This window comes from Streptomyces camponoticapitis (genome assembly GCF_014646115.1).
In the GTDB taxonomy this organism is placed as follows: Bacteria; Actinomycetota; Actinomycetes; order Streptomycetales; family Streptomycetaceae; genus Streptomyces; species Streptomyces camponoticapitis.
The window spans coordinates 1-24,005 of sequence record NZ_BMMV01000007.1 but is presented as its reverse complement, the minus strand read 5'-3'; the positions used below and the strand labels follow the sequence as shown (position 1 = coordinate 24,005).

Below are 24,005 nucleotides of genomic sequence, written 5' to 3'. Positions count from 1 at the left end.
GACAGGCGGACAGGCGGACAGGCGGACACGCCGACACGCGGAGTGCCGGGGACGGCGTACGGGGAGGGCGGGGCGCCCCGTACGTCATCTCGGCAGCGTGACCGTCACCGCCAGACCCGCTCCCGGTGCCGTCCGGATCGCCACGTCGCCGCCGTGGGAGCGGACCACCGCGTGGACGATCGCCATCCCGAGGCCGCTGCCGGCACCGCCACCACCGGCCCGGAAGAAACGGTCGAATATCCGGTCCGCGTCCTCGTGCGTCATCCCCGGGCCGTCGTCGGTGACGCACAGCCGCACCAGGCCCTCGCCGGAGCGGTCGAGCTCCACCCGGACGGGCGCGTCCGCCGGTGTGTGGGTGCGGATGTTCGCCAGCAGATTGCCGATGACCTGCCGCAGCCCGGACTCGTCCGCCCGCACGAGCATCGAGCCCGCCGCCGCCACGTCGAGCGGCCGGTCCGGCTGCTGCGCCCGCAGATCGTCCGCCGCGTCGCGGACCAGCCGGCTCAGGTCCACCGGGCGCAGCCGCAGCACCGGCCGCTGGTCGAGCCTGGCCAGGGTGAGCAGCTCGTCGACGAGGCGGCCCATCCGGTCCGCCTCGCCGGTCATCCGGGCCAGGGCGCGGGTGCGTTCCGCCGGTTCGCCGAGCATGCCCTTCTCGTACAGCTGGAGGTAGCCGCGGATCGCGGACAGCGGCGTACGCAGCTCGTGCGAGGCGTCCGCGACGAACCGCCGCAGTTGCGTCTCGCTGCGCTCGCGCGTCACGTACGCGGACTCGACCTGCTGGAGCATGGCGTTGAGGGCGAGCCGCAGCTGTTCGATCTCGGTCACCGGGTCGCGGCGGCCCGGCACCCGGCGGGTCAGGTCGCCCTCGGCGATGGCCGTCGCCGTCTCCACCATGTCCCCGAGCGGCCGCAGCGTACGGTTCGCGCCCATCAGGGTGATCAGGGCGAGCAGTACGAGCAGCAGACCGCCGATCGCGGCGTCGAACTTGAACGCCAGGAAGAGACTCCTCTGCACCGCCTTGGTGGAGGTCGACATCAGCACGGTGGAGCCGTCGCTGAGGCGGGCTCCCACCACCCGGTACGGGTCGCCGTCCACCGTCACGTCACGGACGCCGCCCTCCTGGCTCAGCGCCGTGGGGTCGGTGACCGCCCGCGCCAGCGCGCGCTGCCGCTCGGTCACGACGACCCCGGCGAAGTTGATCGGCCTGCGCTGCGCGTCGACGAGGACGAAGACCGAGTCGGGGGCCGGCAGCATTCCCGCGCCCGGCCGGCGCGGGGAGATGTGCTCCACTATCGTCGCGAGCGAACTCAGCGACTCGATCTGACTGACCGTCAACTCCGTACGCTGCAACCCGTTGCGGGACATGGTCAGTTCGGAGTCGATGTTCTGGAGCAGATAGTGCCGCAGCCCGAACAGGCTGACCCCGGTCGCTATCGTGATGCCCAGAGCGAGCAGCACCACGTTGATCAGCGTCAGCTTCGTACGCAGCGAGTGCGTACTGGGCCGGGGCCCGCGCGGGGACCGCGGACGGCCGATCCGGCCCGCCCCGCGCGACACCACGCCCCACCACGCGACGGCGGGCCGCCTCATCGCGGACCCGGGCCTGCGAGACCGTAGCCCACCCCGCGTCTCGTCATGATCAACGGGGGCCCGTACGCGTCGAGTTTGCGCCGCAGATAGCTGATGTAGGTCTCCACCACCGTGGACTCCGCCGCGTGCTCGTACCGCCAGACATGCCGCAGCAACTGCTCCTTGGTCACCACCGCACCGGCGTTGCGCACCAGGAACCTCAGCAGCGCGTACTCGGTCGGGGTCAGGTCGACCGCACGCCCGGCTCTTCGCACCGTGTACGTCGCCTCGTCCAGCTCCAGATCGCCGTACCGCAGCGGTGGCCGCACCGCGATCCGGTCGCCCGGCAGGGTCCTGCGCAGCACCGCGCGGACCCGGGCGACCACCTCGTCCACGTTGAACGGCTTGGTGATGTAGTCGTCTCCGAGGGACAGCCCGCCGACGATATCCGCCGGCGCGTCCCGCGCGGTGAGGAAGACCACCGCCATCTCCGGCCGGGACAGCCGTAGTTGGTGGGCGATGTCGCGGCCGTCGCCGTCCGGGAGCATCACGTCGAGCAGTGCCACGTCGGGGCGTGTGCGCCGTACGGCCTCCGCCGCCTCCCGTACCGAGCCTGCCACCATCACCTCGAACCGGTGGTAGCGCAGGGCGATGGTCAGGACGTCGGCGATGCTCGGCTCGTCCTCGACGAGGAGCACGGTGGCCGCCGCGTCCGTCGTGCCGGCGTCCGTCAGGGCTGCATCCGTCATGGCACCAGTATCCGCGCGCCCCCGCGCCGATCGCCGTGCGCCGTCTTGGAGTTCCTTGAGAGTCATGCCGACGACACCGCGCCGGGCGGTGCCCCCAGCCGATTCTGGGTCTGTCCGAAGCGGCCGACCATCAGCGGAGGGAAACAGATCGTGGAGGCATGGGCACGGTGGTGCTACCGGCACAAGCTCCTGGTCCTGGTGCTGTGGGTGTCGGCGCTGGCCGGCCTCGGGGCGGCCGGGACCGCGGCGGGCGGCAACTACGCGAACATGTTCGGCATCCCGGGCACCGACTCCTCCCGGGCGTACGACCGGATGGCCGAGGTCTTCCCGCAGAGCGCGGGCGACACGGTCAACGTGGTGTGGCGCGTCGACTCGGGGGCTGTCGGCGACAGTTCCGTACGCGACCGGCTCGAACCGGCACTCGACCGCATCGGCTCCCTGCCCGGCGTCGGTGACGTCGTCGGCCCCTACGGCGCGGGCCCCGGCGGGGCGGCGCAGATCAGCGAGGACGGGCGGACGGCGTACGCGCGGGTGACCTTCGCCCAACAGGCCGACGCCGTACCGAAGGAGCTGGTCCAGGACGTCGTGGACACCGCGGGGGCCGCCGAGCGCGCCGGTCTCCAGGTCGAGCTCGGCGGACAGGCGATCGACCGCATCTCCGCACCGCCCACCGGAATGTCCGAGCTGGTCGGCATCCTGGCCGCAGGCGTCGTGCTCTTCCTCGCCTTCGGCTCGCTCTTCTCCATGCTGCTGCCGATCACCGTGGCGATCTTCGGCGTCGGTACGGGGCTCATGTCGACCCTGCTGCTGAGCCATGCCGTCGACGTGCCCGAAGTGGCCTCGCTGCTCGGCTCGTTGATCGGTCTCGGGGTCGGCATCGACTACGCGCTGTTCATCGTCACCCGGCACCGAAGAGCCCTCCTCGGCGGCCGATCGCCCGAGGAATCGGCCGTCCAGGCGCTCAACACGGCCGGCCGCGCGGTGCTCTTCGCGGGCGGCACCGTCTGCGTCGCGCTCGCCGGCATGCTCGTGACGCGGATGAGCTTTCTCGAAGGCGTCGTCGTCGCCACGTCGTTGACCGTCGTCCTGAGCGTGCTGGCCGCGATCACCCTGCTGCCCGCGCTGCTCGGACTCCTCGGCGAGCGGGTGCTGAGCCGCCGGCAGCGCCGCAGGCTCGCGGCCGAGGGGCCGGAGCCCGCCGAGGCGAAGGGCGCGGCGGCCCGCTGGTCGGCCACCCTGCAGAAGCGCCCCAGGGCCGTCGCCACCGTCGCGGTCGTCCTGACGGCCGCGCTGGCGATCCCCGTCCTGTCGCTGCGGCTCGGCGCGACCGACCAGGGCAACCATCCCGAGGACCGGACGACCCGGCAGGCGTACGACCTGCTCGCCGAGGGCTTCGGCCCCGGCTTCAACGGACCGCTCCAGCTCGTCGTGGAGACGGGTGGACTCGGCGCCCCCGGCGACCCGGACGTGAAAGCGGCCGTGGAAGCGCTGGTCGAACGGGTCGCCGCCGACGACGGGGTGGCGATGGCCGCCGCGATGCCCCTGCCGCCCGCCTCGAAGGTCTCCGTGACCGTCGTAAACGTCGTCCCCACCACCTCGCCGCAGGACGTGCGGACGGACCAGCTGATCGACCGGCTGCGCGACGACATCGTCCCCGGCTCCGGCATGGAGGCCCATGTCGGCGGGGTGACCGCCGTGTTCAAGGACTTCTCCTCGGTCACCGCCGACCGGATGCCCCTGTTCATCGCCACGATCATCGGCCTGGGCTTTCTGCTGCTGCTCCTCGCCTTCCGCTCCGTCGTGGTGCCGCTGACGGCCGCCGTGATGAACCTGGTGGCCGCCGCCGCGTCCTTCGGAGTACTGGTCGCGATCTTCCAGTGGGGCTGGGGCGCCGAACTGCTCGGCTTCGGGAGGGAGGGCCCGATCACCGCGTTCCTGCCGGTGATCATGCTGTCGATGCTCTTCGGGCTCTCGATGGACTACCAGGTCTTCCTCGTCAGCCGTATGCACGAGGAGTGGGTGCACACCAAGGACAACGCCCGCGCGGTACGGGTCGGGCTCGCCGAGACCAGCCGCGTCATCAACTCCGCCGCCCTCATCATGATCTGCGTCTTCGGAGCGTTCGTACTGAGCGGCGACACCGAGGGAGCCGTGGCCGGGGTCGGACTGGCCGCCGCCGTCGCCCTCGACGCGTTCGTGCTGCGTACGGCGCTGGTCCCGGCGGCGATGCACCTGCTCGGCAGGGCCAACTGGTGGCTGCCGGGGTGGCTGGAGGAGCGGCTGCCGCACCTGGCGGTGGAGCCCCCGGAGCCGGCCCCGCTGACGACGGTTCGGCTTCCCGACAGGGACGCGGACAAGGGCCCGGCCACCGGTGGCATCACCGTCGTGCACGGCTTCGTCCTCGACGAGGAGGGCACCCCCGTCGCCGACGCCGTACTGACCCTGGTCTCACCCGCCGGCAAGCAGCTCGACCGGGTCGCGACCCTCGCCGACGGCGGGTACATCCTCAGCGCCCCGGCCGGCGGCTCGTATCTCCTCGCCGTGACCTCCGACCACCATGAACCGTGGACCCGCCACATCCTGGTCGGCGGCGAGCCCCTGATCCACGATCTGACGCTCAGCCCCTCGGAGGCCGCGTCACCGTCGCACCCGGCATGAACTCCACCAGCAGTTCGTGGAGTTGACGTACGACGGGGCGCAGCAGCCGGTACCGGGAGAGCGAGATGACGCGGGCGACCACCGGGGTGGCACGCACGACCAGCCTGCGGCTGCGCCCGGCGTCCTCCGTCCGGTCGTACACCCAGTACAGGACCAGACCCATCTGCATCAGCCACAGCAGGTGCGGCAGCTGCTGGGCCAGTTGGGGATCGATCCGGGCCGACGACCCGGCGAGCACCCGCTCGTGGATGGCGACGGCGGCCTCGCGGGCCGGGGCCGAGTCCGGTGAGAAGGGGCTGAGCGGGCTGTCGGGGTCGGCGGCGTTCTTGAAGAACTGCGCGGCGAAGCGGTGGTACGGCTCCGCGATGTCCAGCCAGGTCAGCAGTACGCCCGTCAGACGGACCGCCAGATCGGTCTCGTCCGCGAGGACCGGCTTCACGGCGGCCTCGTGCTCGGCGGCTATCCGGTCGTAGAAGCCCTGGACGAGATGTTCTTTGGAGGAGAAGTAGTAGTACGCGTTCCCGACGGAGACGCCGGCCTCCTGGGCGACGGACCGCATGGTCGTCCGGTCGTAGCCCCTCTCCTCGAAGAGGCGGAGCGCGGTTTCGAGGATGAGTGTGCGGGTCTGCTCGCTCCGGGAGGCGTTGATGTCGTCTCTGTCCTTCGGTTCCTCGGGGGGCTCGTCGCTTCCCTCACGCCGAGCGGGCCTGAACGGTGGAGGCACACCGCACCACCCGTCGAAATATGATGCCGTCCGCCGCCTCTTCGGGAAGAGTCGGGACCATGATGCGTGCGGAGGATGTGCTGGCCTTCCTCGACCTGCTCGACCGGGCGGGTGTCGAGGTCTGGCTCGACGGCGGCTGGGGCGTCGACGCCCTCCTGTGCGAGCAGACCCGCCCGCACGCCGACCTGGACATCGTCGTACGGGCCGAGAGCCTGGCCCACCACGAACGGACGGTGCGCGACCACGGCTTCCGGCCGCTGCGCGAGGACGGGCCGTACAACCACGTGCTGGTGGACGACGCCGGCCGGACGGTCGACGTCCACGTGGTGGACCTGGGCGCCACCCGGACGGACGAGCGGGGCGTCGAGATCCACGGGCCCGGCGGGCTGCCCTATCCGGTGGGGTCGCTGACCGGCAGCGGCCGGGTCAGGGGCCGCCGGGTCGGCTGCTGCACGGCGGAGTACCAGATCGCCTCGCACACCGGGTACGCGATCGACGAGGACGACGAACGGGACGTCCTGGCCCTGCACCACCACTTCGGCGTACCGCTGGCCGGGCGGGTGCGCGCGTGGCACGAGGAGGAGGGGTGGGGCGTGCTGGACGCCGCCAACCTCCGGGAGGACGTGTGGGCGCACTTCTCGGCCGTCGCCGGCGAGGACTGTGTGGAGCCGACGGTCGGTCAGGCCGTCACCTTCTCCGTGGAGGAATCGGAGCGGAACGGCTACCGCCGCCGTGCGGTGGCCGTCTGGCCCGAGGGCACCGCGCCGGAAGGGACCACGCCGGACGGGACCGTGCCCGGAGGCACGGCACCCCCCGGCGCCGCGCCCTCCGGCGTTACATCGAGCTGAGCGAACGGGCGTAGCTGATCTGCCCCATGACGATCTGGAAGCTGTCCGGACCGGTCGCGGGGAGCATCGTCGAGTGGTGCTTGCCGCCGCTGGTCACCGTGACCTGGATGAAGCCGGTGGTCTTCTTCTCCTTCATCAGGAGGAAGAGCAGACCGAGCAGACAGAAGATGAAGAAGATGATCGCCAGGATGATGGCGTGCGTCGGGATCTTCTCCTCGGTCCGCGACATGTCCGTCGCGTTCCACACCGCGCCGCGCAGCGGCAGCGTGCCGGACGGCGTCACGATGCCGTCGTTCATGACGGTGATGTCCCCGATCGACACCAGCGGCGTGCCGCCGCCGGACGTGGGAACGAGCTGGCCGGCCGCCAGCGTCGGGTCGTACCCCGGACCGCCCTGCCCCGGATAGCCGTACCCCGGCGCCGGATTGGGATACCCGTAGCCCGGCTGAGTGGGGCCCCATCCATAGGCCCCGTCCCCGTCGGGATTCGGGTTCGGATTCGCCTGGCTCATGTCTCCCCGCTTCCCCTGCTCCTGCTTGGTCGAGGGCCCGGGTCGAACGACAGGCCCCAGTTGAATCCTGGCACAGAAAGGGCCCGTACCGTACTGACCGTTACGGCTTTGTACGGAAACGGGCCCTCACCGCGCTGGCGGGCGCCGGGTGCTCAGAAGCGCCGGGTGATCAGCGCGCGCTTCACTTCCTGGATCGCCTTGGTGACCTCGATACCGCGCGGGCAGGCGTCGGTGCAGTTGAACGTCGTGCGGCAACGCCACACGCCGTCCTTGTCGTTGAGGATCTCAAGACGCTGCTCGCCCGCCTCGTCACGCGAGTCGAAGATGAACCGGTGCGCGTTGACAATGGCCGCCGGGCCGAAGTACTGCCCGTCGTTCCAGAACACCGGGCACGACGACGTGCATGCCGCGCACAGGATGCACTTCGTCGTGTCGTCGAACCGCTCGCGGTCCTCCGCCGACTGGAGCCGCTCACGCGTCGGCTCGTTCCCGGTGGTGACCAGGAAGGGCATCACGTCCCGGTACGCCTGGAAGAACGGCTCCATGTCGACGACCAGGTCCTTGAGGACCGTGAGGCCCTTTATGGCCTCGACCGTGATCGGCTTCGTCGCGCCGGTCTTCCTGTCGAACGACGTGATGTCCTTGATCAGCGTCTTGCACGCGAGACGGTTCTTGCCGTTGATCCGCATCGCGTCCGAGCCGCAGATCCCGTGCGCGCAGGAGCGCCGGAAGGTCAGCGACCCGTCGACGTCCCACTTGATCTTGTGGAGGGCGTCGAGCACACGCTCCTTGGGATCGATCTCTATCGAGAAGTCCTCCCAGCGGGCCTCGTCGGAGATCTCCGGGTTGAAGCGGCGGATCCGCAGCGTGACCGTGATGTACGGCGATGCCGCGGCCTCGTCCTCGACCTTGTCCAGTAGGGGAGTTGCCATCAGTACTTACGCTCCATCGGCTGGTAGCGGGTCTGGACGACCGGCTTGTAGTCGAGACGGATGGACTCCGTGCCGTCGTCGCCGACCTCGCGGTACGCCATGGTGTGGCGCATGAAGTTCACGTCGTCCCGGTTGGGGAAGTCCTCGCGGTAGTGACCGCCGCGCGACTCCTTGCGGGCGAGCGCCGACACGGCCATCACCTCGGCCAGGTCGAGCAGGTTGCCCAGCTCGACGGCCTCCAGCAGATCCGTGTTGAAGCGCCGGCCCTTGTCCTGGATGGACACGCGCAGATAGCGGTCGCGCAGCTCGCCGATCTTCTCGACGGCCGTCTTGATCGTCTGCTCGGTGCGGAAGACCATGACGTTCGCGTCCATGGTCTCCTGGAGCTCGCGGCGGATGTCCGCCACCCGCTCGTCGCCCGTCGAGGAACGCAGCCGCTCGACCTGCGCCTCGACCAGCTCGGCCGGGTTCTCCGGGAGTTCGACGTGGTCGTGCTTGGCCGCGTACTCGGCGGCGGCGATGCCGGAGCGCTTGCCGAAGACGTTGATGTCGAGCAGCGAGTTGGTGCCCAGCCGGTTGGCGCCGTGCACCGACACGCACGCGACCTCGCCGGCCGCGTACAGACCGGGTACGACCGTCGTGTTGTCGCGCAGGACCTCGCCCTGGACGTTGGTCGGGATGCCGCCCATCGCGTAGTGCGCGGTGGGCTGGATCGGGATCGGGTCCGTGTAGGGCTCGATGCCCAGGTACGTACGCGCGAACTCGGTGATGTCCGGGAGCTTGGCGTCCAGTTGCTCCGGCGGCAGGTGCGTCAGGTCGAGGTAGACGTGGTCGCCCTCGGGACCGCAGCCGCGGCCCTCGCGGATCTCGGTGTAGATCGACCGCGAGACGACGTCACGCGAGGCGAGGTCCTTCATGACGGGCGCGTACTTCTCCATGAAGCGCTCGCCCTCCTTGTTGCGGAGGATGCCGCCCTCACCGCGGGCGCCCTCCGTGAGGAGGATGCCCATGCGCCAGATGCCCGTGGGGTGGAACTGGAAGAACTCCATGTCCTCCAGGGGCAGTCCGCGCCGGTAGCAGGCCGCCTGGCCGTCACCGGTGAGCGTGTGCGCGTTCGACGTCACCTTGAAGAACTTGCCGGTGCCGCCGGACGCGTAGATGACCGCCTTCGCCTGGAAGACATGGATCTCGCCGGTGGCCAGCTCGTACGCGACCACGCCCGCCGACGTCTTGACGCCGCCGATGTCCACGATCAACTGGTCCAGGACGTAGAACTCGTTGAAGAACTCCACGCCCTCCTTGACGCAGTTCTGGTAGAGCGTCTGGAGGATCATGTGGCCGGTGCGGTCCGCCGCGTAGCAGGACCTGCGGACCGGGGCCTCGCCGTGGTTACGGGAGTGGCCGCCGAAGCGGCGCTGGTCGATGGTGCCGTCCGGCGTCCTGTTGAACGGCAGACCCATCTTCTCCAGGTCCAGAACCGCGTCGATGGCCTCCTTCGCAAGGATCTCGGCGGCGTCCTGGTCGACCAGGTAGTCGCCGCCCTTGATCGTGTCGAAGGTGTGCCACTCCCAGTTGTCCTCCTCCACGTTGGCGAGCGCGGCGGCCATGCCGCCCTGCGCGGCGCCCGTGTGGGACCTGGTGGGATACAGCTTCGTCAGCACGGCGGTACGGCTGCGCTTGGTCGACTCGATGGCCGCGCGCATGCCGGCGCCGCCGGCGCCGACGATGACGGTGTCGTACTTGTGGATCTTCATTGCTCTCGTCAGCCCCGGGCCTTAGCGGATGTTCGGGTCGAAGGTGAAAATCACCAGCGTGCCCAGAAGGATGGTGAACACCGTGGCGGTGTACAGCAGACCCTTGAGCCACAGGCGGGTGTTGGCACGCTCCGCGTAGTCGTTGATGATCGTGCGCATGCCGTTGCCGCCGTGCAGCATCGCCAGCCACAGCATCAGCAGATCCCAGGTCTGCCACCACGGGGACGCCCAGCGGCCGGCCACGAAGGCGAACCCGATCCTGGCGACGCCGCCGTCCAGCACCAGCTGGATGAGCAGATGGCCGATGACCAGGACGACGAGGACGACGCCGGACAGGCGCATGAACAGCCAGGCGGCCATCTCGAAGTTGCCGCGTGTGGCCTTCGGTGTCTTCGCGGTGCGCTTGCGCGGCGGCTCGATGAGCGGAGCCGGGTGGTCGACGTCGAAGACGCTCACGCTCTCGACGGGACTGATCGCGGCCGTGGAGCCGGTCGCGGTGGTGTCTGCGGACATCGGTCAGCTCCCCCAGAGTTCGCGTGCGGCATGACCGAGCACGGGGTAGATGGCGCCCAGCATGAGGACGAGCCAGACTCCCACGACGCTCCAGAGCATCTGCTTCTGGTAGCGCGCGCCCTTGGACCAGAAGTCCACGGCGATCACGCGCAGGCCGTTGAGCGCGTGGAAGAGGACGGCGGCCACGAGGCCGTACTCCAACACGCCGACGATGGGCGTCTTGTAGGTCGCTACGACATCGTCGTAGGCCTCGGGGGAGACGCGGACGAGTGCGGTGTCCAGTACATGGACGAACAGGAAGAAGAAGATGGCGACGCCGGTGACTCGATGAGCCACCCATGACCACATTCCTTCCCGGCCGCGGTACAGCGTTCCAGCCGGCACGGAAAAGCCCTCCGGGAGCGGGGATCGGGGCCGGCCGCCATCTTCTACTCGATGAAGCACAGTGGTGTCGGTCGCGCCCGGCCGGGTACGGTCCACCGGCCCTGGCCATCGTAGCGACGCTTTGTCGGCTCGATTGCCCGGGGGCCCGCTCGTGTGATCAAACAGGCAGTCAAACAGCCACGGACGGGCTATCCGGACGGCCGTAGTCGTTCGATTCCTGCGAAACGCGGGGAGCGGGCGGTTCCGGTTGGCGGCCCGCCGCGCGCCCCTCGGGGTGGCTCCCGGACCGGCCCACCAGGCGCGCGACCCTGGAGTGCGCGAGCCGGCGCAGTTCCTCGGCGGCGACGGCGCGCTCCTCGTCGGGGTCGTGGGCCAGCCGCTCGCGGATCCGGGTCAGCACGTGGTTCAGGCGTTCCTCGGGCCGGTGGTGGTCGAGGCTGATGACGAACGCGTGGCCGAAACTGCTCTCGTACGCGGCATGCGCCGCCCGCAGCGCCGTCCGGGCGGCGAGTGGCACCCCGTGGTGCGGTTCCGCCGGCGTCTCGTGGGCGAGTGCTCCGGCGAGGTCGGCCAGGGACAGGTCGTAACTCGCCTCGTCGGTGGCGGCGAGGAGCGCGTCGACGGTCGGGTACGGGCGGTGGTCGGCGAGCCGGCGGGCCCAGCGGCGGTTTCCGCAGCAGGCAAGCAGCGCGTGCTCGACGGTGTCTGCCGGGGCGGCGTTGAAGCGCGCCAGACCGGCGTGGGAATCGCTGGACAGCGTGGGCTCCTCGGACGCTGCGTCACAGCTCGGGCGGCGCGGGACCGCAGGCCGAACGGGTGACGGGAGGTGATAGGAGTAGGGGCGGGAGTGAGGGCCGATAAGGACGAGACGGATGTTTCGTCACGCTATCCATGGCCGGTGGCGGGCGCCCGACAGATGCGCGAATTTCACCCGGACGTGACGTCTCCGGCTCGCGCGACGGGCGCGGACATGGGACGTTCGCCCTACTTCCTTCCTTTTTCTTCTATTAGGGATGGTCACGGATGAGGTGGAACTCCCCGGGGGCTCTGGTGGGCGGCGCCGCTGTCGTGGCGGCCGCCGTCACTCTCACGGTGGTGGCCTGGCCCGACACCACCCGGCCCGGTCACGGCGCGTCGGCGGGCACCGCCGCCACGGCGCCGGCCGCCACCAGCGAGGCGTCGTCGGCACGGTCCGACACCCGTCCGGCCGCACCGGACCCCTCAAGCACCTTCGCGCTCTCCAAAGCCCCGCGCACCGTGCCCTCCGTACGGCAGCACGAGGCTGCCCGCGGGCCCGGCTGGCGGCCCGGCGGCGGCAGCGGCGTCGTCATCGCGAAGAACAGCGCGAAGCTGGCCGACGAGGGGAAGCTCCTGGCCTCGGAGCTGAAGATCGACTACCGGGGCGCGGTCGCGGCCAAGGCCGGTGATGTCGAGCTGGCCCTGCAATCGGGCAAGCAGGCGGGCCCCGAGTCGTACACCCTCACCGCACGCGACGGACGCGTCCGGATCGCCGGGCCGGACGAGGCCGGGGTCTTCTACGGGACGCGCACGCTCAAGCAGTCGGTACGCGCCGACGGGGGGATACCGGAGGGCGTCGTACGGGACCGCCCCGACCGCCCGCAGCGGGGACTCAACCTGGACATCGCGCGCAAGTACTACACACCCGGCTGGATCGAGGACCGGCTGCGCGAGATGGCCGACCTCAAACTCAACCAGCTGGGCCTGCACTTCTCCGACGACCAGGGCTTCCGTATCGCGTCGGACACCCACCCCGAGATCGTCTCGGAGCAGCATCTGACCAAGGCCCAGGTCCGCAGGATCATCGCCCTCGCCGGCCGGCTGCACATCAACATCATCCCGGAGATCGACTCGCCGGGGCATCTGGGCGCCGTGATGGCACCCCACCCCGAGCTCCAGCTCCGGAACGTGAACGGGCAGCCCACCCGCGGTGCCATCGACATCTCGAAGCCCGCGTCCGCGAAGATCGTGGACGAACTGCTGCGTGAGTACGACACGTTGTTCCCCGGGCCGTTCTGGCACATCGGCGCGGACGAGTACCAGGCGCTCGTGGTCCGGAACCCCGAGGCGTCCTTCCCCCAACTGGCCGCCGCCGCACGGAAGAAGTACGGCGCCGACGCCAAGGTCCAGGACCTGGCGACCGGTTGGATGAACGACCGCGCGGCCGTCGTGCGGGCGAAGAAGAAGGACGTTCAGGCCTGGAACGACGGCTTCTTCGCCGGCGGTGTCGTCAAGGCCGACCAGAACCTCCAGGTCGACTACTGGACCGGCAAGGAGATCGGTGCGCGACCGCCGCTGGACTATCTGCGCGAGGGCCGGCCGGTGGTGAACCTCAACGACGAGTTCCTCTACTACGTGCTCGGCCAGCCGAACGACTTCGTGTACCCGACGGGTCAGCGGATCTACGAGCAGTGGACCCCGCTCGTGCTGCGCGGCACGACACCGGTGCCGGAGAAGTACTCGAAGCAGATCCTCGGCGCCCGGTTCGCGGTGTGGGGCGACATCGCGACCGCCCAGACGCAGGACCAGGTGGCGGACGGCATCCGGCTGCCGCTGGCGGCGCTGTCGCAGAAGGTGTGGAACCCGGTCAAACCGGGGCTCACCTGGCCGCAGTTCAGATCGCTGGCGAACGAAGTGACGGAGTAGAACCGGAGTTCTGTCCTCAGTCGCCGGACGGGCTTGCTGCGTTCTGTCCTCAGTCGCCGGACGGGCTTGCTGCGTTCTGTCCTCAGTCGCCGGACGGGCTTGATTGCACCCGTCCGGCGATTGAGGACGTAGCGGTCGTTGGGTGTGTCTTCCTCGCGAACCGAACCGGTTTTTCTGAGCCATCAGTGACGTTTTTCAGCCGCCGGGCGCTTTAATGAGCAGTATTCTGCCCGCGACGGGAGACGTGAATGAGCCTGGTGGAACTGATCGTTCAGGCGGATGAGCGAGGGCTCGCCGCGAGTGGCGTCGCCTGCCTCGACCGCTGCCTGCCGCTGCTCGCCGACGAGGGCGAGGTACTGCGCCCGCTCTGGTCGGGCATCGCCGACGGCGCCGAAACCTGGGCCCCGCGCCTCGCGGCGGCCAGGGAGACCATGGAGGCGGCCGTCATCAGCGACGAAACGGCCGTCCTCGTACGGAAGATGCTCGCCGCCGCGCCTTCCGAGTGGTCGGCCGAACCGCTGCGCGCCTGGTCCGACAGTTGCTCGGTGGTGGCGCTGGAGATCCACCAGCAGTTCGACGTGGTGGGGGACCGGGCCATCGGCGCGGCTGGCACCGTCGCGGCCGGCGCCTACAGCGACTGGGTCGAGCGCTGCCGTACGGGAGTGGCCGACGGCGGCGAAGGGAAGCCCGGCATCGGACCGTTCACCGCCGGGCCGCTGGTCTCCGGTGAACTGCGCCGGCAGATCCAGATCCTGGAGATCCTGTCCGAGACAGCCGGCGCGGCGGGCTTGCGCCAGGCGCTCGACCTTTCGATCGAGGGCCGGCGGGTGCTGCGCGCCGTCGTCTCGCGCCGGACCAGGGCCCAGGGCTGACCCGGGGGCTCGTACGGTCAGCGCGTCCGCGGATGTCGGCGGCGCCAGGGGGCCGCTCCACGTCCGCGGGAAATCGGCGGACGTGCGGGTCACGGCTGTGCGCGCGGGGGGTGGAGAGGACGACCGGGGCCGCCACCCCCCACAGGAGAGGCCCCGGTCGTCTTCCGGCGGGGACGCTCTGCGGCCCCGTACTCATGTCAGCGTCAGGAGAGCGTTTTCTGTCACACCGGCGTCGGTCAGGTAGTTGTTGCGAGTTGTACAAATTATGGACTTGGGCATCCGAGAGGCCGTAGCGTGCAGGAGCGCGTGGGGGCGCGCGGCAGTGACCAGCCGCGATTCAAGACAGGTTGTGTGGAGTGCTGGGGGACGACGCGGAGCTCACCGCCGCGGTGCTCGCGGCACAGGACGGGGACGAGACTGCGTTCCGGACTGTGTACCGCGCAGTGCACCCGCGGTTGTTGGCCTATATACGAACGCTCGTCGGCGAGCCTGATGCCGAGGACGTGGCTTCTGAGGCCTGGCTCCAGATAGCCCGCGACCTCGAACGCTTCAGCGGCGACGCCGACCGCTTCCGCGGCTGGACCGCGCGCATCGCCCGTAACCGCGCCCTCGACCACATACGGATGCGCGGCAGGCGCCCGGCGGCCGGCAGCGACGAGACCGAGCTCGCCGGCAAGCCCGCCGATTCGGACACCGCCGACGAGGCGATGGAGGCCCTGTCCACCGACACGACCATGGCACTGATCGCGCAACTGCCGCAGGACCAGGCGGAGGCCGTCGTCCTGCGCGTCGTGGTCGGGCTCGACGCGAAGAGCGCGGCCCGGACGCTCGGCAAGCGGCCCGGCGCCGTACGGACGGCGGCGCACCGCGGGCTCAAGCGGCTGGCCGAACTGCTCGGCGCCGACGACCCGGAACCGCTGGAGGGCCCCGACGGATCCGACCGTTCCACCTCGGCGGACCCCGCCGGGCGCATCCCGCACGGTGCCACCCCGCACGGTGGCGCGGTCAACGGCCTGGAGCTCGGATCCGTACCGCCGCAGCGCGGCCGTCACCAGGTCGCTCCCGAACCCGCTGGTGTGACGCATTCGCCGCCGGGGACGCAGAAGGACATGTGATGGCGCACGAGCGTGAGACGTGGCTCAACCACGGCGTCGCGGAGCTTCTGCTGCGCGGAAGGCCGGTCGAGACCGCCGACGAACACGCCCAGGCGCAGGCCGACCGGCTCGCCAGGGTTTTGGCGGAAGCCGCGCGCGTAGCCAGCCCGAGCCCGAACGAGGGCGACGGCGGGGGCGACAGTGAGGGCCGGGACACGGGCGCCGGCGCTGCCGCGGCCTCGGGCGAACTGCCCGGCGAGGCCGCCGCGCTGGCCGCGTTCCGGCAGGCCGTCGGGACAGGCGGGGCGGGACGGGCCGTTTCGCGGAACCGGGTCACGGACACCGCCGGCTCCACCGCCGACACCGACGGGATCGGAACCGTACGCCTTGTCCCCGAACAGCGCCGTCGGGTACGTCTGCCGAGCTTCGGACGCCCGATCCGGCTGGGGCTGGCCGCGGCCATGGCCGGATGCGCGCTGAGCGGGGTGGCCGCCGGAGCCGGTTATCTGTACGCGCCGTCCGCCGGTGAGAGTTCGCCCCGGCCGGCGAACTCCGTCTCGGGCGCGGTGACTCCCGAACCCCTGGTGTCCGACTCGCCGAGCACCGGCGTCAGCCGGCCGCCCCCTCCGGGCGAGCCGTCGGGCGGCGACGGCGCGGGCTCTGTCGTGCCCGGCGCCACGGGCACGCACCCGACGGCCGGTACGGCCGGGGACGGCGGCCCGAAGGGCGACAAGGGCAAGGGCGACAAGGGGCAGGCTTCCGGTAACGGCTGGAAGGGCGGAAACGGCGAGAAGTGGTACGCCAGGCTCGTCCAGGCCTGCCACGAGTACCGCGACGGCACGATCGCCGGGGGAAAGAAGAAGCTGCTGGAGGACGTGGCCAAAGGGCCCGCAGGTGTCACCCGGTTCTGTGACGAACTGCTGAGCGGCGGCTCGGGCGGCGACGGCCATTACGAGGGTGCTCCCGGTCACGGCCACGGCGACGACGGCGGCAGTACCGGTGGCGGCGACGGCGGCAGCGGCGGTGGCGACGGGCCGCAGAACGGCGGCCCCGACGACGGCGGCGGCAGCGACGGCGGCACGGACGGTGGCGGCGGCGACGGTGGCACCGACGGCGGTGGCACCGGCGGCGGTTCCGGAGAGCCCTCGACCGGCTGGCCCGGCGGCGACTACGGCGAGACCATCGGGATGGACCCGGACCCCGAGGGGGCGAACCTGCCGCCCCTGCTCCCGGTGACACCGGACGCCGGTACGGACTCCGGCGCGGACATCGGTACGGGCTCCGACGCGGGCTCCGGTCCCGGTACGGACCAAGCGGCCCCGTAGCCCTGTGCGGGGCACCCACTCACATGGCCGGTTCCCGTCATCCGCTCCCGAAACCCATTCCGGTCATCGCGCCCGCATCCGCCCGAACCACCCGCGCTTCCCTCGATTTTCGGCCAGGATCGGCGTCCGGGACGCGGGTGTGACGTTTTTCCACGCAGTGACGCAGTAAAGAGTGAGCCGACTGGTCATCGGCCGCGTCTGAGCCGGGGTTCCCCCCGTACCTTCGGCTCGACGCACAATTGGCGCGGGCGGGATACGTTCCCCCGGTCCCGCCCGCGCCTCTCAACTCCCACCACTCCGGGCCGCACACCGCGGCCGGCCCGTCACCGGCACCGTCACCAGTGGACGACGACCTTGTCGCCGGTCCGCACCTGGTCGAAGAGCGACGAGAGCTTCTTCTCGTCCCGTACGTTGACGCATCCGTGCGAGGCCCCGCTGTAGCCCCTGGCCGCGAAGTCCGCCGAGTAGTGCACCGCCTGGCCGCCGCTGAAGAACATCGCGTACGGCATCGGGGTGTCGTACAGCGTCGAGACGTGGTGCCGGGACTTCCAGCCGACCTTGAACGTGCCCTCGCGGGTCGGCGTGTACTGCGAGCCGAACCGGACGTCCATCGTCGACATCACCTTGCCGTCGATCATCCAGGACAGCGACCGGCTCGTCTTGCTGATGCACATCACCCGGCCCGTCATGCACCGCGGGTCCGGCTTGGGCGCGGGCTTCTCCACCGCCGGCGGACGCAGCTCGGCGGCGGTCGGCTTCTTCGTCATCCCCAGCAGCCGCTCCCAGGTGACCGTGTCGGTCGTGCCGGTGAGCGGCAGGCCGCGCTTGGCCTGGAACGACGTCACGGCATCGGCGGTGACCGAGCCGTAGTAGCCGGTGGGCGCGCGGTTGAAGTGGGCGATCTGCCGGAGCCTGGCCTGGAGTTCACGTACCTGGTCGCCCTCGGAGCCGCTCGCCATCACCGTCTTGGGCTCGGGCTTCGGCGGCGCCGGTTTCCGGGTCGCGCTCTTCGACGGCTGCGCGGAGGGTGTGACCGGCGGCTTCGACGCCGCGGCGGGCTTCGCCGAGGGGCTGCTCGACGCCGGTCCCGCCGGCTCGATCCGGACGCCGCTGCCGGTGCCCGCCTTGTCGTCGGCGCCACCGGCCGGATCGGTCACCACCTGCGCCGAGCAGCCGACGGTGACAGCGAGCACAGCACCGGTGGCGAGCACGGCGCGGAGCGTGGCCGTGCGCGGTCGCCGCGGTTCTGTCCGCGTCAGCGTTCCGGGCCGCGTGGATGTTCTGGGCACGTTCGTCCCCCTGTCTGCCACTGAGCTGTCCGATGGCGATTATCTCCGGGCCGGCTGAGCCGGCATGTATCTCATGAGACAACTCAGGACCCGTTCCGGTTGCCCGGACGGTCCCGTCGTCGCGGAAAACTTACCTGTAGATGAATTTCACATTGCCGATCCGCGAAAGAAAAGCATGCCTCGACCGTGAGCCTTCCTGATCGACGCCGTGGCGCGCAACCATGCGAAACCGGAAATCCCAGACCGGAGCCCACGAGAAGCGCGTCCCGACCACCCGAAGGTTCATATCGCCATGACGACAGTTCACGACGACAAGCCGCGCCCAGGCGAACTCGCCGACGTGCGCGGCTGGTTCCCCAATCTCGACCGGCTGATTTTCGGCACACTGCTCGACCGGCAGGAGGAACGCGGAGAGCCCGGTGATCTGCTGGAACTCGGTGTCTTCATGGGCAAGAGCGCGATCTTCCTCGGGCACCATCTGCGCGACGGCGACCGCTTCACCGTCTGTGATCTCTTCGAGTCCGACGCCCCGGACGCCGCGAACAACGCGGAGACGTCGCGGTCCTACCGGACGCTCACGCGCGAGGCATTCGAACGGAACTACCTCTCCTTCCACGACACGCTCCCGCGCGTGCTCCACGGACCGAGCTCGATCGTCCCCGGTGAGGTCGAGCCGCGGTCGTGCCGATTCGTCCACATCGACGCCTCGCACCTGTACGAGCACGTCCGCGGCGACATCGTCGCCGCCCGCGACATCCTGCTGCCCGGCGGCATCGTCGTCCTCGACGACTTCCGCTCCGAGCACACGCCGGGCGTCGCCCTCGCCACCTGGGAGGCGGTGCTCGACGGCGGTCTGCGCCCGGTCTGTCTGACCACACAGAAGCTGTACGCCACCTGGGGCGACCCCGAGCCGCTGCGGAAGGCCATGATCGCCCTGGCCGACAGCCGTACCGACTGCGACGTGAGCGTCGAGGAGGCCGCCGGGCACCAACTCGTACGGCTGAAGGCACGCGGCATGGAGGCGCCGCCGTTCCCCCGCTCCAGGTACTACGAAGAGCCTCCGGCGCCCGAACCCGCCCCCGGGCCCGCCCGGCGGTCGCCGCGCGCGCGGGTGCGCCGCTTCGTCATCGACCTGCTGCCGCCGCTGGTGACACGCGCCGTGATGCGCTCGCGTGCACGGCTGCGGGAGGCGGGCGCCCGCAAGATGTAAGGGGACGGCACCCCGAGCGCGGGGCCGGTACCCCCGAGCGCGAGCGAGCGATGGAGGCGGAGCGGATGGCACCCGAGCCCGGCGAGAGGGGAGCGGCCCGGCGAACGGAGAGCGGGGTGCCGATCGAGCCGGTCTACGGCCCCGGCGCGCGGGCCGGGTGGGATCCGGCCGAGCGGCTCGGCGAGCCGGGCTCGTACCCGTACACCAGGGGTGTCTACCCGTCGATGTACACCGGCCGCCCGTGGACCATGCGCCAGTACGCGGGCTTCGGCACCGCCGTCGAGTCCAACGCCCGCTACCGGCAGCTGATCGAACACGGCACGACCGGGCTCTCCGTCGCCTTCGACCTGCCGACCCAGATGGGCCACGACAGCGACGCGCCGATCGCGAGCGGCGAGGTCGGCAAGGTCGGGGTCGCGATCGACTCCATCGACGACATGCGGATCCTCTTCGACGGGATTCCGCTGGACCAGGTCTCCACGTCGATGACGATCAACGCGCCGGCCGCGCTTCTGCTCCTCCTTTACCAACTGGTCGCCGAGGAACAGGGCGTACCGGCCGCCTCGCTCACCGGCACCGTGCAGAACGACGTACTCAAGGAGTACATCGCTCGTGGCACTTACATCTTCCCGCCGAAACCCTCACTGCGGCTGATCGCGGACATTTTCCAGTACTGCCGGACAGAGATTCCCCGCTGGAACACGATCTCGATCTCCGGCTATCACATGGCCGAGGCGGGGGCGACGCCCGCGCAGGAGATCGCGTTCACGCTGGCGGACGGTATCGAATACGTCCGTACGGCCGTCGCCGCCGGAATGGACGTGGACGACTTCGCGCCCCGGCTCTCGTTCTTCTTCGTCGCCCGTACGACGATACTCGAAGAAGTGGCCAAATTCCGTGCCGCGCGCCGTATTTGGGCGCGGGTGATGCGCGAGGAATTCGGTGCGCGGAATCCGAAGTCCCTGATGCTCCGCTTCCACACCCAGACGGCGGGTGTGCAGCTCACCGCGCAGCAGCCCGAGGTGAATCTCGTACGGGTGGCGGTGCAGGGGCTGGCCGCCGTCCTCGGCGGTACGCAGTCCCTGCACACGAACTCCTTCGACGAGGCGATGGCGCTCCCCACGGACACGTCGGCGCGGCTCGCGCTGCGTACGCAGCAGGTGCTCGCGTACGAGACGGATGTCACCGCGACCGTGGACCCGTTCGCCGGTTCGTACGCCGTCGAGAGGATGACGGACGATCTGGAGGAGGTGACGCTGGCGCTGATGGCCCGCGTCGAGGAGCTCGGCGGCGCGGTCGAGGCCATCGAACGCGGCTTCCAGAAGGGCGAGATCGAGCGGAGCGCGTACGCGGTCGCGCGCGAGCAGGACAGCGGGGAGCGCGTCGTGGTCGGCGTCAACCGCTACCGGCTGGCCGAGGAGGACCCGTACGAGCCGCTGCGTGTCGACCCGGCGATCGAGGCCCAGCAGGCGGCCCGGCTGGCCACGTTGCGCGCGGAGCGTGACCGGGGTGAGGTGGACGCGGCGCTCGCCGGGCTGCGGCGGGCGGCGGAGGGTACGAGCAATGTGCTCCACCCGATGAAGCGGGCGCTCAAGGCGCGGGCCACGGTGGGGGAGGTGTGCGACGCGCTGCGGGAGGTGTGGGGCGCGTATGTGCCGACGGAGACGTTCTGACCGCCTCCCACGGATCAGCCTTGGGTGTTACCGGGGCGCCGACGCGATCTGGATCAGGTTGCCGCAGGTGTCGTCGAAGACGGCGGTGGTGACGGGGCCCATCTCCAGGGGCTCCTGGGTGAAGCGCACGCCGAGGCCGCTCAGACGCTCGTACTCCGCCGTCACGTCGTCGACGGCGAACTGGGCGAGCGGGATGCCGTCCGTGATGAGCGTGGAGCGGTACGGCTCGACGGCCGGGTGGCCGGCGGGCTCCAGGAGGAGTTCGGTGCCGCCGGGCTCGTCGGGTGAGACGACGGTCAGCCACCGGTCCTTCTCGCCCAGCGGGACGTCGTGCTTCTTCACGAATCCGAGGATCTCGGTGTAGAAGCTCAGGGCTTTGGCCTGGTCGTCGACGAAGACGCTGGTCAGATGGATTCTCATGGGGTGCTCTCCTCCGGTGCGGATGGTCGGGGGGATGTGCGGGGCACGGGCCATCGCTCGGCGATCTGCCGCAGCGGGGCGGTGTTCAGGTCGTGGAACTTGTAGCGGCCTTCCCGCCTGGTCTCGACGAGCCCGGCGGATTCCAGCACGGCGAGGTGCTGGGAGACCGCCTGGCGCGAGATGCCCAGGTGGTGCTTCATGCTCAGCCGTGAGCAGATCTCGAACAGGGTCTGTCCGGACTTCTCCGTGAGCTCGTCGAGGATGGTGCGGCGGGTCGGGTCGGCCAAGGCTTTGAAGAGGTCGTCGGCCACGTCCACAGCATAGGCAAGCCTGCACTTGCCTATCAAGTCGGGGTGCCGACGGGTGGCCCGCCCGGGGGACGAAACTCCCTCGTTGCGGCTCCGGGGCACATGCCATACTCCGCCGCATGCTGGGTGCCACGGATCTGCCGACCTATGTCGTCGGCGTCGTCATGATCATTCTGCTGCCGGGACCGAACTCGATCTATGTGCTGTCGCTGGCCGCCCGACGGGGCGTGCGCGAGGGCTACAAAGGCGCGGCCGGGGTCTTCTGCGGAGACACCGTGCTGATGGTCCTGTCGGCGGCGGGCGTCGCCTCGCTGCTCCAGGCCAACGAACTGGCCTTCTCCGTCGTGAAGTACACGGGCGCCGGCTATCTCGTCTATCTGGCCGTCGGCATGATGCGGACGGCCTGGTCGATGTGGCGGACGCGGCACGACGGCGTCAGGGACGAGCCGGTGGGTGAGGCCCCCGGGGTTTCGAGCGACGACGAGCGGCCGTTCCGGCGCGCCTTCGTGATCTGTCTCTTCAACCCGAAGGCGATACTTTTCTTCGTCTCCTTCTTCGTGCAGTTCGTCGACCCGGCGTACGCCTATCCGGCGCTGTCGTTCCTGGTGCTCGGCGTGATAGCGCAGGTGGTCAGCCTGCTGTACCTGACGGCGCTGATCTTCGGCGGCACCGCTCTGTCCACCGCCTTCCGCCGCCGCAAGCGCCTCTCGGCCGCGGCCACCTCGGCGATCGGCGCGCTGTTCCTGGGCTTCGCGGCGAAGCTGTCGCTGAGCGGCGCGTAGGCGCGCAGGGGCGCGCTCGGATACGTATCCGGGCCTGGTCCTCTGCGTGGGGTGGATGACACGCGGGTCGTCGAGTACCTCCAGGGTGCGTGGCCGGATCCTCTCGTTGACCCGGTGGCGGGTCATTGGTGAAGTGACAGCTCCGCCCAGACCGATTTGCCGGGCCCGTTGCGGTCCTTGACCCCCCAACTGTCCGCGAGCGCGGCGACGAGCGTGAGTCCTCTGCCGCCGGGCGCCTCCAGGTCCGGCTCGCGGACCTCGGGCCAGTCGGACGAGGCGTCGTGGACCTCGATACGGAGCGTGTCGGACAGCCGCAGGTACCAGGTCTCGATCTCCCGCCCCGGGGAAACGCAAGCGTGCCGCGCGGCGTTGGTCAGCAGCTCGGACAGTACGAGCACGGCGGACTCTTCGAGCGGAGCGAGCCCCCACCTGGCGAGGGCCTTCCGCAGCTCCCACCGGGCGAGTCCGACGCAGCGAGGATGCCGGCTCCAGCGCAGCACCACCGAATCCCCTTGATCGGGGTTCATCAGCATGGGGAAGTCACCTCCAAGTCGCTCTCTGTGACATTTCACTTACAGAGTGGGGTGATGGGCGCTACCGTGGAAGGGGTTCGATCTTGACAACGCACAGTTCAAGGGCGGGAGTTGAACGCATGCTGGAGGGGCGGGTGCCGCGCGGTCCCCGGGAGAAGTACGGGGAGGAGCTGAAACTGCGACGTATCGCGGCGGGCATGACGCAGGAGGCTGTAGCTCGGGAGATGATGTGCTCCCCGACCCTGATCAGCCACTACGAGGCGGGTAGGCGGCTGCCGAGCCCTGCGGACGCGAAGCGGTTGGACAAGGCGCTGGGGACGGACGGATTCTTCGCGCGGTGGCTGGAGGACCTGGACTCGAAGTTCGCCGATCACTTCGCCGCCGCGGCGGAGTTGGAGAAGCAGGCGACCGAGATCCGCCAGTACGGGCTCACGCTCGTGCCTGGCCTGCTCCAGACCGAGGCGTATGCAAGGGCGTTGTTCCGCTCGTACAACCCGAACTACCGGACGGACGACGTTGACCGGCGCGTCGTCAACCGTATGGACCGGGCGCAGATCCTTGAGGGCACGTCAGGCCCCGTACTGTGGACGCTGCTGGACGAAGCCGTGCTCCGACGCCGAGTTGGAGGAGTGCTCGCCATGGCCACGCAGCTGAGGAAGATCGCGAGCATGGCCGAGACGGGACGTCTGCGGCTGCACGTGCTGCCGTTCGGGGTCGGGGAGCACTCCCTGATGGAAAGTTTGCTCACCTTGATGAGCTTCAACGACGCTGCACCGGTCGCGTATGTAGAGGGTATGTACACCGGGAACTTGATGGACGATCCAGCCCTGGTGACCAACTGTCGAACGGCCTACGATCTGGCGTTGGGCGACGCGTTGTCGCAGGGAGAATCACTGGCCCTGGTCCGGGCCGCAGCGGAGGAACACGAACATGATCAGCAGTGAGCGCTTCACGGGGTGGCGCAAGTCGAGCTACAGCGGCGGCGGCAACGGCGAGTGCCTGGAGGTCGCCGACGGCCACCCCGTCGTCCCCGTCCGGGACTCCAAGCGCCCGCAGGGCCCCGCGCTCGTCTTCCCGGCCGCCGGCTGGTCCGCGTTCGTCTCGGCGGTCAGGACGGGGACTCTAGGCAGTGTCTTCAAATGATCACCGCTGGTGGATCATGGTGTCGTGATACGTCGCCATGAACTGTC

The 24,005-nt window shown here is 70.0% G+C and carries 24 protein-coding genes; 11 read left to right on the top strand and 13 right to left on the bottom strand.

Annotated elements, in window-relative coordinates; all coding sequences use genetic code 11:
- Positions 1–84 precede the first annotated feature (84 nt).
- Both IEY79_RS12635 and IEY79_RS12630 read right to left on the bottom strand, forming a co-directional pair.
- Complete coding sequence (locus IEY79_RS12635; protein ID WP_189107531.1) at positions 85–1,593, bottom strand: sensor histidine kinase; 1,509 nt, start codon at positions 1,591–1,593, stop codon at positions 85–87.
- A complete protein-coding gene (locus IEY79_RS12630) occupies positions 1,590–2,321 on the bottom strand; it encodes a response regulator transcription factor (RefSeq protein ID WP_189107530.1) in 732 nt (243 codons plus the stop codon). The genes IEY79_RS12635 and IEY79_RS12630 overlap by 4 nt, the downstream gene beginning before the upstream one ends.
- Before the next feature lie 150 nt (positions 2,322–2,471).
- Here IEY79_RS12630 and IEY79_RS12625 point away from each other — a divergent pair, with 150 nt between their 5' ends.
- Entirely contained in the window at positions 2,472–4,979 is a 2,508-nt protein-coding gene (locus tag IEY79_RS12625) for an MMPL family transporter (protein WP_189107529.1), read from the top strand.
- Here IEY79_RS12625 and IEY79_RS12620 read toward each other — a convergent pair.
- Entirely contained in the window at positions 4,939–5,628 is a 690-nt protein-coding gene (locus tag IEY79_RS12620) for a TetR family transcriptional regulator (RefSeq protein WP_229700861.1), read from the bottom strand. The two genes, IEY79_RS12625 and IEY79_RS12620, sit on opposite strands and share 41 nt — an antisense overlap.
- A gap of 134 nt (positions 5,629–5,762) precedes the next feature.
- Here IEY79_RS12620 and IEY79_RS12615 point away from each other — a divergent pair, with 134 nt between their 5' ends.
- Positions 5,763–6,551 carry a cold-shock protein gene (locus IEY79_RS12615; RefSeq protein WP_189107528.1) on the top strand — a complete coding sequence of 263 codons (789 nt, stop codon included), beginning with the start codon at positions 5,763–5,765 and terminating at the stop codon, positions 6,549–6,551.
- Here the strand turns inward: IEY79_RS12615 and IEY79_RS12610 are convergent.
- The 6 genes from IEY79_RS12610 to IEY79_RS12585 form a co-directional block, all read right to left on the bottom strand.
- Entirely contained in the window at positions 6,538–7,062 is a 525-nt protein-coding gene (locus IEY79_RS12610) for a hypothetical protein (protein WP_189107527.1), read from the bottom strand. The genes IEY79_RS12615 and IEY79_RS12610 overlap by 14 nt on opposite strands.
- Before the next feature lie 152 nt (positions 7,063–7,214).
- Positions 7,215–7,994, bottom strand: a complete 780-nt coding sequence (locus IEY79_RS12605; RefSeq protein ID WP_189107526.1) for a succinate dehydrogenase iron-sulfur subunit — start codon at positions 7,992–7,994, stop codon at positions 7,215–7,217.
- Complete coding sequence (gene sdhA, locus IEY79_RS12600) at positions 7,994–9,748, bottom strand: succinate dehydrogenase flavoprotein subunit (protein WP_189107525.1); 1,755 nt, start codon at positions 9,746–9,748, stop codon at positions 7,994–7,996. The genes IEY79_RS12605 and sdhA overlap by 1 nt, the downstream gene beginning before the upstream one ends.
- A 21-nt stretch (positions 9,749–9,769) precedes the next feature.
- Positions 9,770–10,261: a succinate dehydrogenase hydrophobic membrane anchor subunit gene (locus IEY79_RS12595; RefSeq protein ID WP_189107524.1), complete on the bottom strand. Its 492-nt coding sequence runs from the start codon at positions 10,259–10,261 to the stop codon at positions 9,770–9,772.
- A 3-nt stretch (positions 10,262–10,264) separates the two neighbouring features.
- Complete coding sequence (gene sdhC, locus IEY79_RS12590; protein ID WP_189107523.1) at positions 10,265–10,645, bottom strand: succinate dehydrogenase, cytochrome b556 subunit; 381 nt, start codon at positions 10,643–10,645, stop codon at positions 10,265–10,267.
- A gap of 169 nt (positions 10,646–10,814) precedes the next feature.
- Positions 10,815–11,333 carry a 2-oxo-4-hydroxy-4-carboxy-5-ureidoimidazoline decarboxylase gene (locus tag IEY79_RS12585; protein ID WP_373292535.1) on the bottom strand — a complete coding sequence of 173 codons (519 nt, stop codon included), beginning with the start codon at positions 11,331–11,333 and terminating at the stop codon, positions 10,815–10,817.
- Positions 11,334–11,668: 335 nt separating this feature from the next.
- Here IEY79_RS12585 and IEY79_RS12580 point away from each other — a divergent pair, with 335 nt between their 5' ends.
- From IEY79_RS12580 to IEY79_RS12565, 4 genes are all read left to right on the top strand, one after another.
- Positions 11,669–13,309, top strand: a complete 1,641-nt coding sequence (locus IEY79_RS12580; protein ID WP_189107522.1) for a beta-N-acetylhexosaminidase — start codon at positions 11,669–11,671, stop codon at positions 13,307–13,309.
- 248 nt (positions 13,310–13,557) lie between these two features.
- A complete protein-coding gene (locus tag IEY79_RS12575; RefSeq protein WP_189107521.1) occupies positions 13,558–14,181 on the top strand; it encodes a hypothetical protein in 624 nt (207 codons plus the stop codon).
- Between the two features lie 356 nt (positions 14,182–14,537).
- Complete coding sequence (locus tag IEY79_RS12570; protein ID WP_189107520.1) at positions 14,538–15,296, top strand: RNA polymerase sigma factor; 759 nt, start codon at positions 14,538–14,540, stop codon at positions 15,294–15,296.
- Complete coding sequence (locus IEY79_RS12565) at positions 15,296–16,600, top strand: hypothetical protein (protein WP_189107519.1); 1,305 nt, start codon at positions 15,296–15,298, stop codon at positions 16,598–16,600. The genes IEY79_RS12570 and IEY79_RS12565 overlap by 1 nt, the downstream gene beginning before the upstream one ends.
- A 335-nt stretch (positions 16,601–16,935) precedes the next feature.
- On the opposite strand, the gene IEY79_RS12560 is transcribed toward IEY79_RS12565, so the two are convergent.
- Positions 16,936–17,811, bottom strand: a complete 876-nt coding sequence (locus tag IEY79_RS12560) for a L,D-transpeptidase family protein (RefSeq protein WP_373292526.1) — start codon at positions 17,809–17,811, stop codon at positions 16,936–16,938.
- A 370-nt stretch (positions 17,812–18,181) separates the two neighbouring features.
- On the opposite strand from IEY79_RS12560, the gene IEY79_RS12555 reads away from it, so the two are divergent.
- On the top strand, positions 18,182–19,099 hold the full coding sequence (locus IEY79_RS12555; RefSeq protein WP_189107518.1) for a class I SAM-dependent methyltransferase: 918 nt from the start codon (positions 18,182–18,184) through the stop codon (positions 19,097–19,099).
- A gap of 65 nt (positions 19,100–19,164) precedes the next feature.
- Complete coding sequence (locus IEY79_RS12550) at positions 19,165–20,772, top strand: acyl-CoA mutase large subunit family protein (RefSeq protein ID WP_189107517.1); 1,608 nt, start codon at positions 19,165–19,167, stop codon at positions 20,770–20,772.
- Between the two features lie 27 nt (positions 20,773–20,799).
- On the opposite strand, the gene IEY79_RS12545 is transcribed toward IEY79_RS12550, so the two are convergent.
- Both IEY79_RS12545 and IEY79_RS12540 read right to left on the bottom strand, forming a co-directional pair.
- Entirely contained in the window at positions 20,800–21,192 is a 393-nt protein-coding gene (locus IEY79_RS12545) for a VOC family protein (RefSeq protein ID WP_189107516.1), read from the bottom strand.
- Positions 21,189–21,503 (bottom strand): ArsR/SmtB family transcription factor, encoded by a 315-nt coding sequence (locus tag IEY79_RS12540; RefSeq protein WP_189107515.1) that lies wholly within the window; start codon positions 21,501–21,503, stop codon positions 21,189–21,191. Before IEY79_RS12540 ends, IEY79_RS12545 begins: the two co-directional genes overlap by 4 nt.
- Before the next feature lie 116 nt (positions 21,504–21,619).
- Between IEY79_RS12540 and leuE the strand changes: the two genes are divergently transcribed.
- The gene (gene leuE, locus IEY79_RS12535) at positions 21,620–22,282 is read left to right on the top strand and encodes a leucine efflux protein LeuE (protein WP_189107514.1); all 663 of its coding nucleotides are present in this window, start codon (positions 21,620–21,622) and stop codon (positions 22,280–22,282) included.
- A gap of 122 nt (positions 22,283–22,404) precedes the next feature.
- Here leuE and IEY79_RS12530 read toward each other — a convergent pair whose 3' ends face one another.
- Entirely contained in the window at positions 22,405–22,815 is a 411-nt protein-coding gene (locus IEY79_RS12530) for an ATP-binding protein (protein ID WP_229700837.1), read from the bottom strand.
- Between the two features lie 119 nt (positions 22,816–22,934).
- On the opposite strand from IEY79_RS12530, the gene IEY79_RS12525 reads away from it, so the two are divergent.
- Both IEY79_RS12525 and IEY79_RS12520 read left to right on the top strand, forming a co-directional pair.
- Positions 22,935–23,759, top strand: coding sequence for a helix-turn-helix domain-containing protein (locus IEY79_RS12525; RefSeq protein WP_189107513.1), 825 nt, complete (start codon positions 22,935–22,937; stop codon positions 23,757–23,759).
- On the top strand, positions 23,746–23,958 hold the full coding sequence (locus IEY79_RS12520) for a DUF397 domain-containing protein (RefSeq protein ID WP_189107512.1): 213 nt from the start codon (positions 23,746–23,748) through the stop codon (positions 23,956–23,958). The genes IEY79_RS12525 and IEY79_RS12520 overlap by 14 nt, the downstream gene beginning before the upstream one ends.
- Positions 23,959–24,005 lie beyond the last annotated feature (47 nt).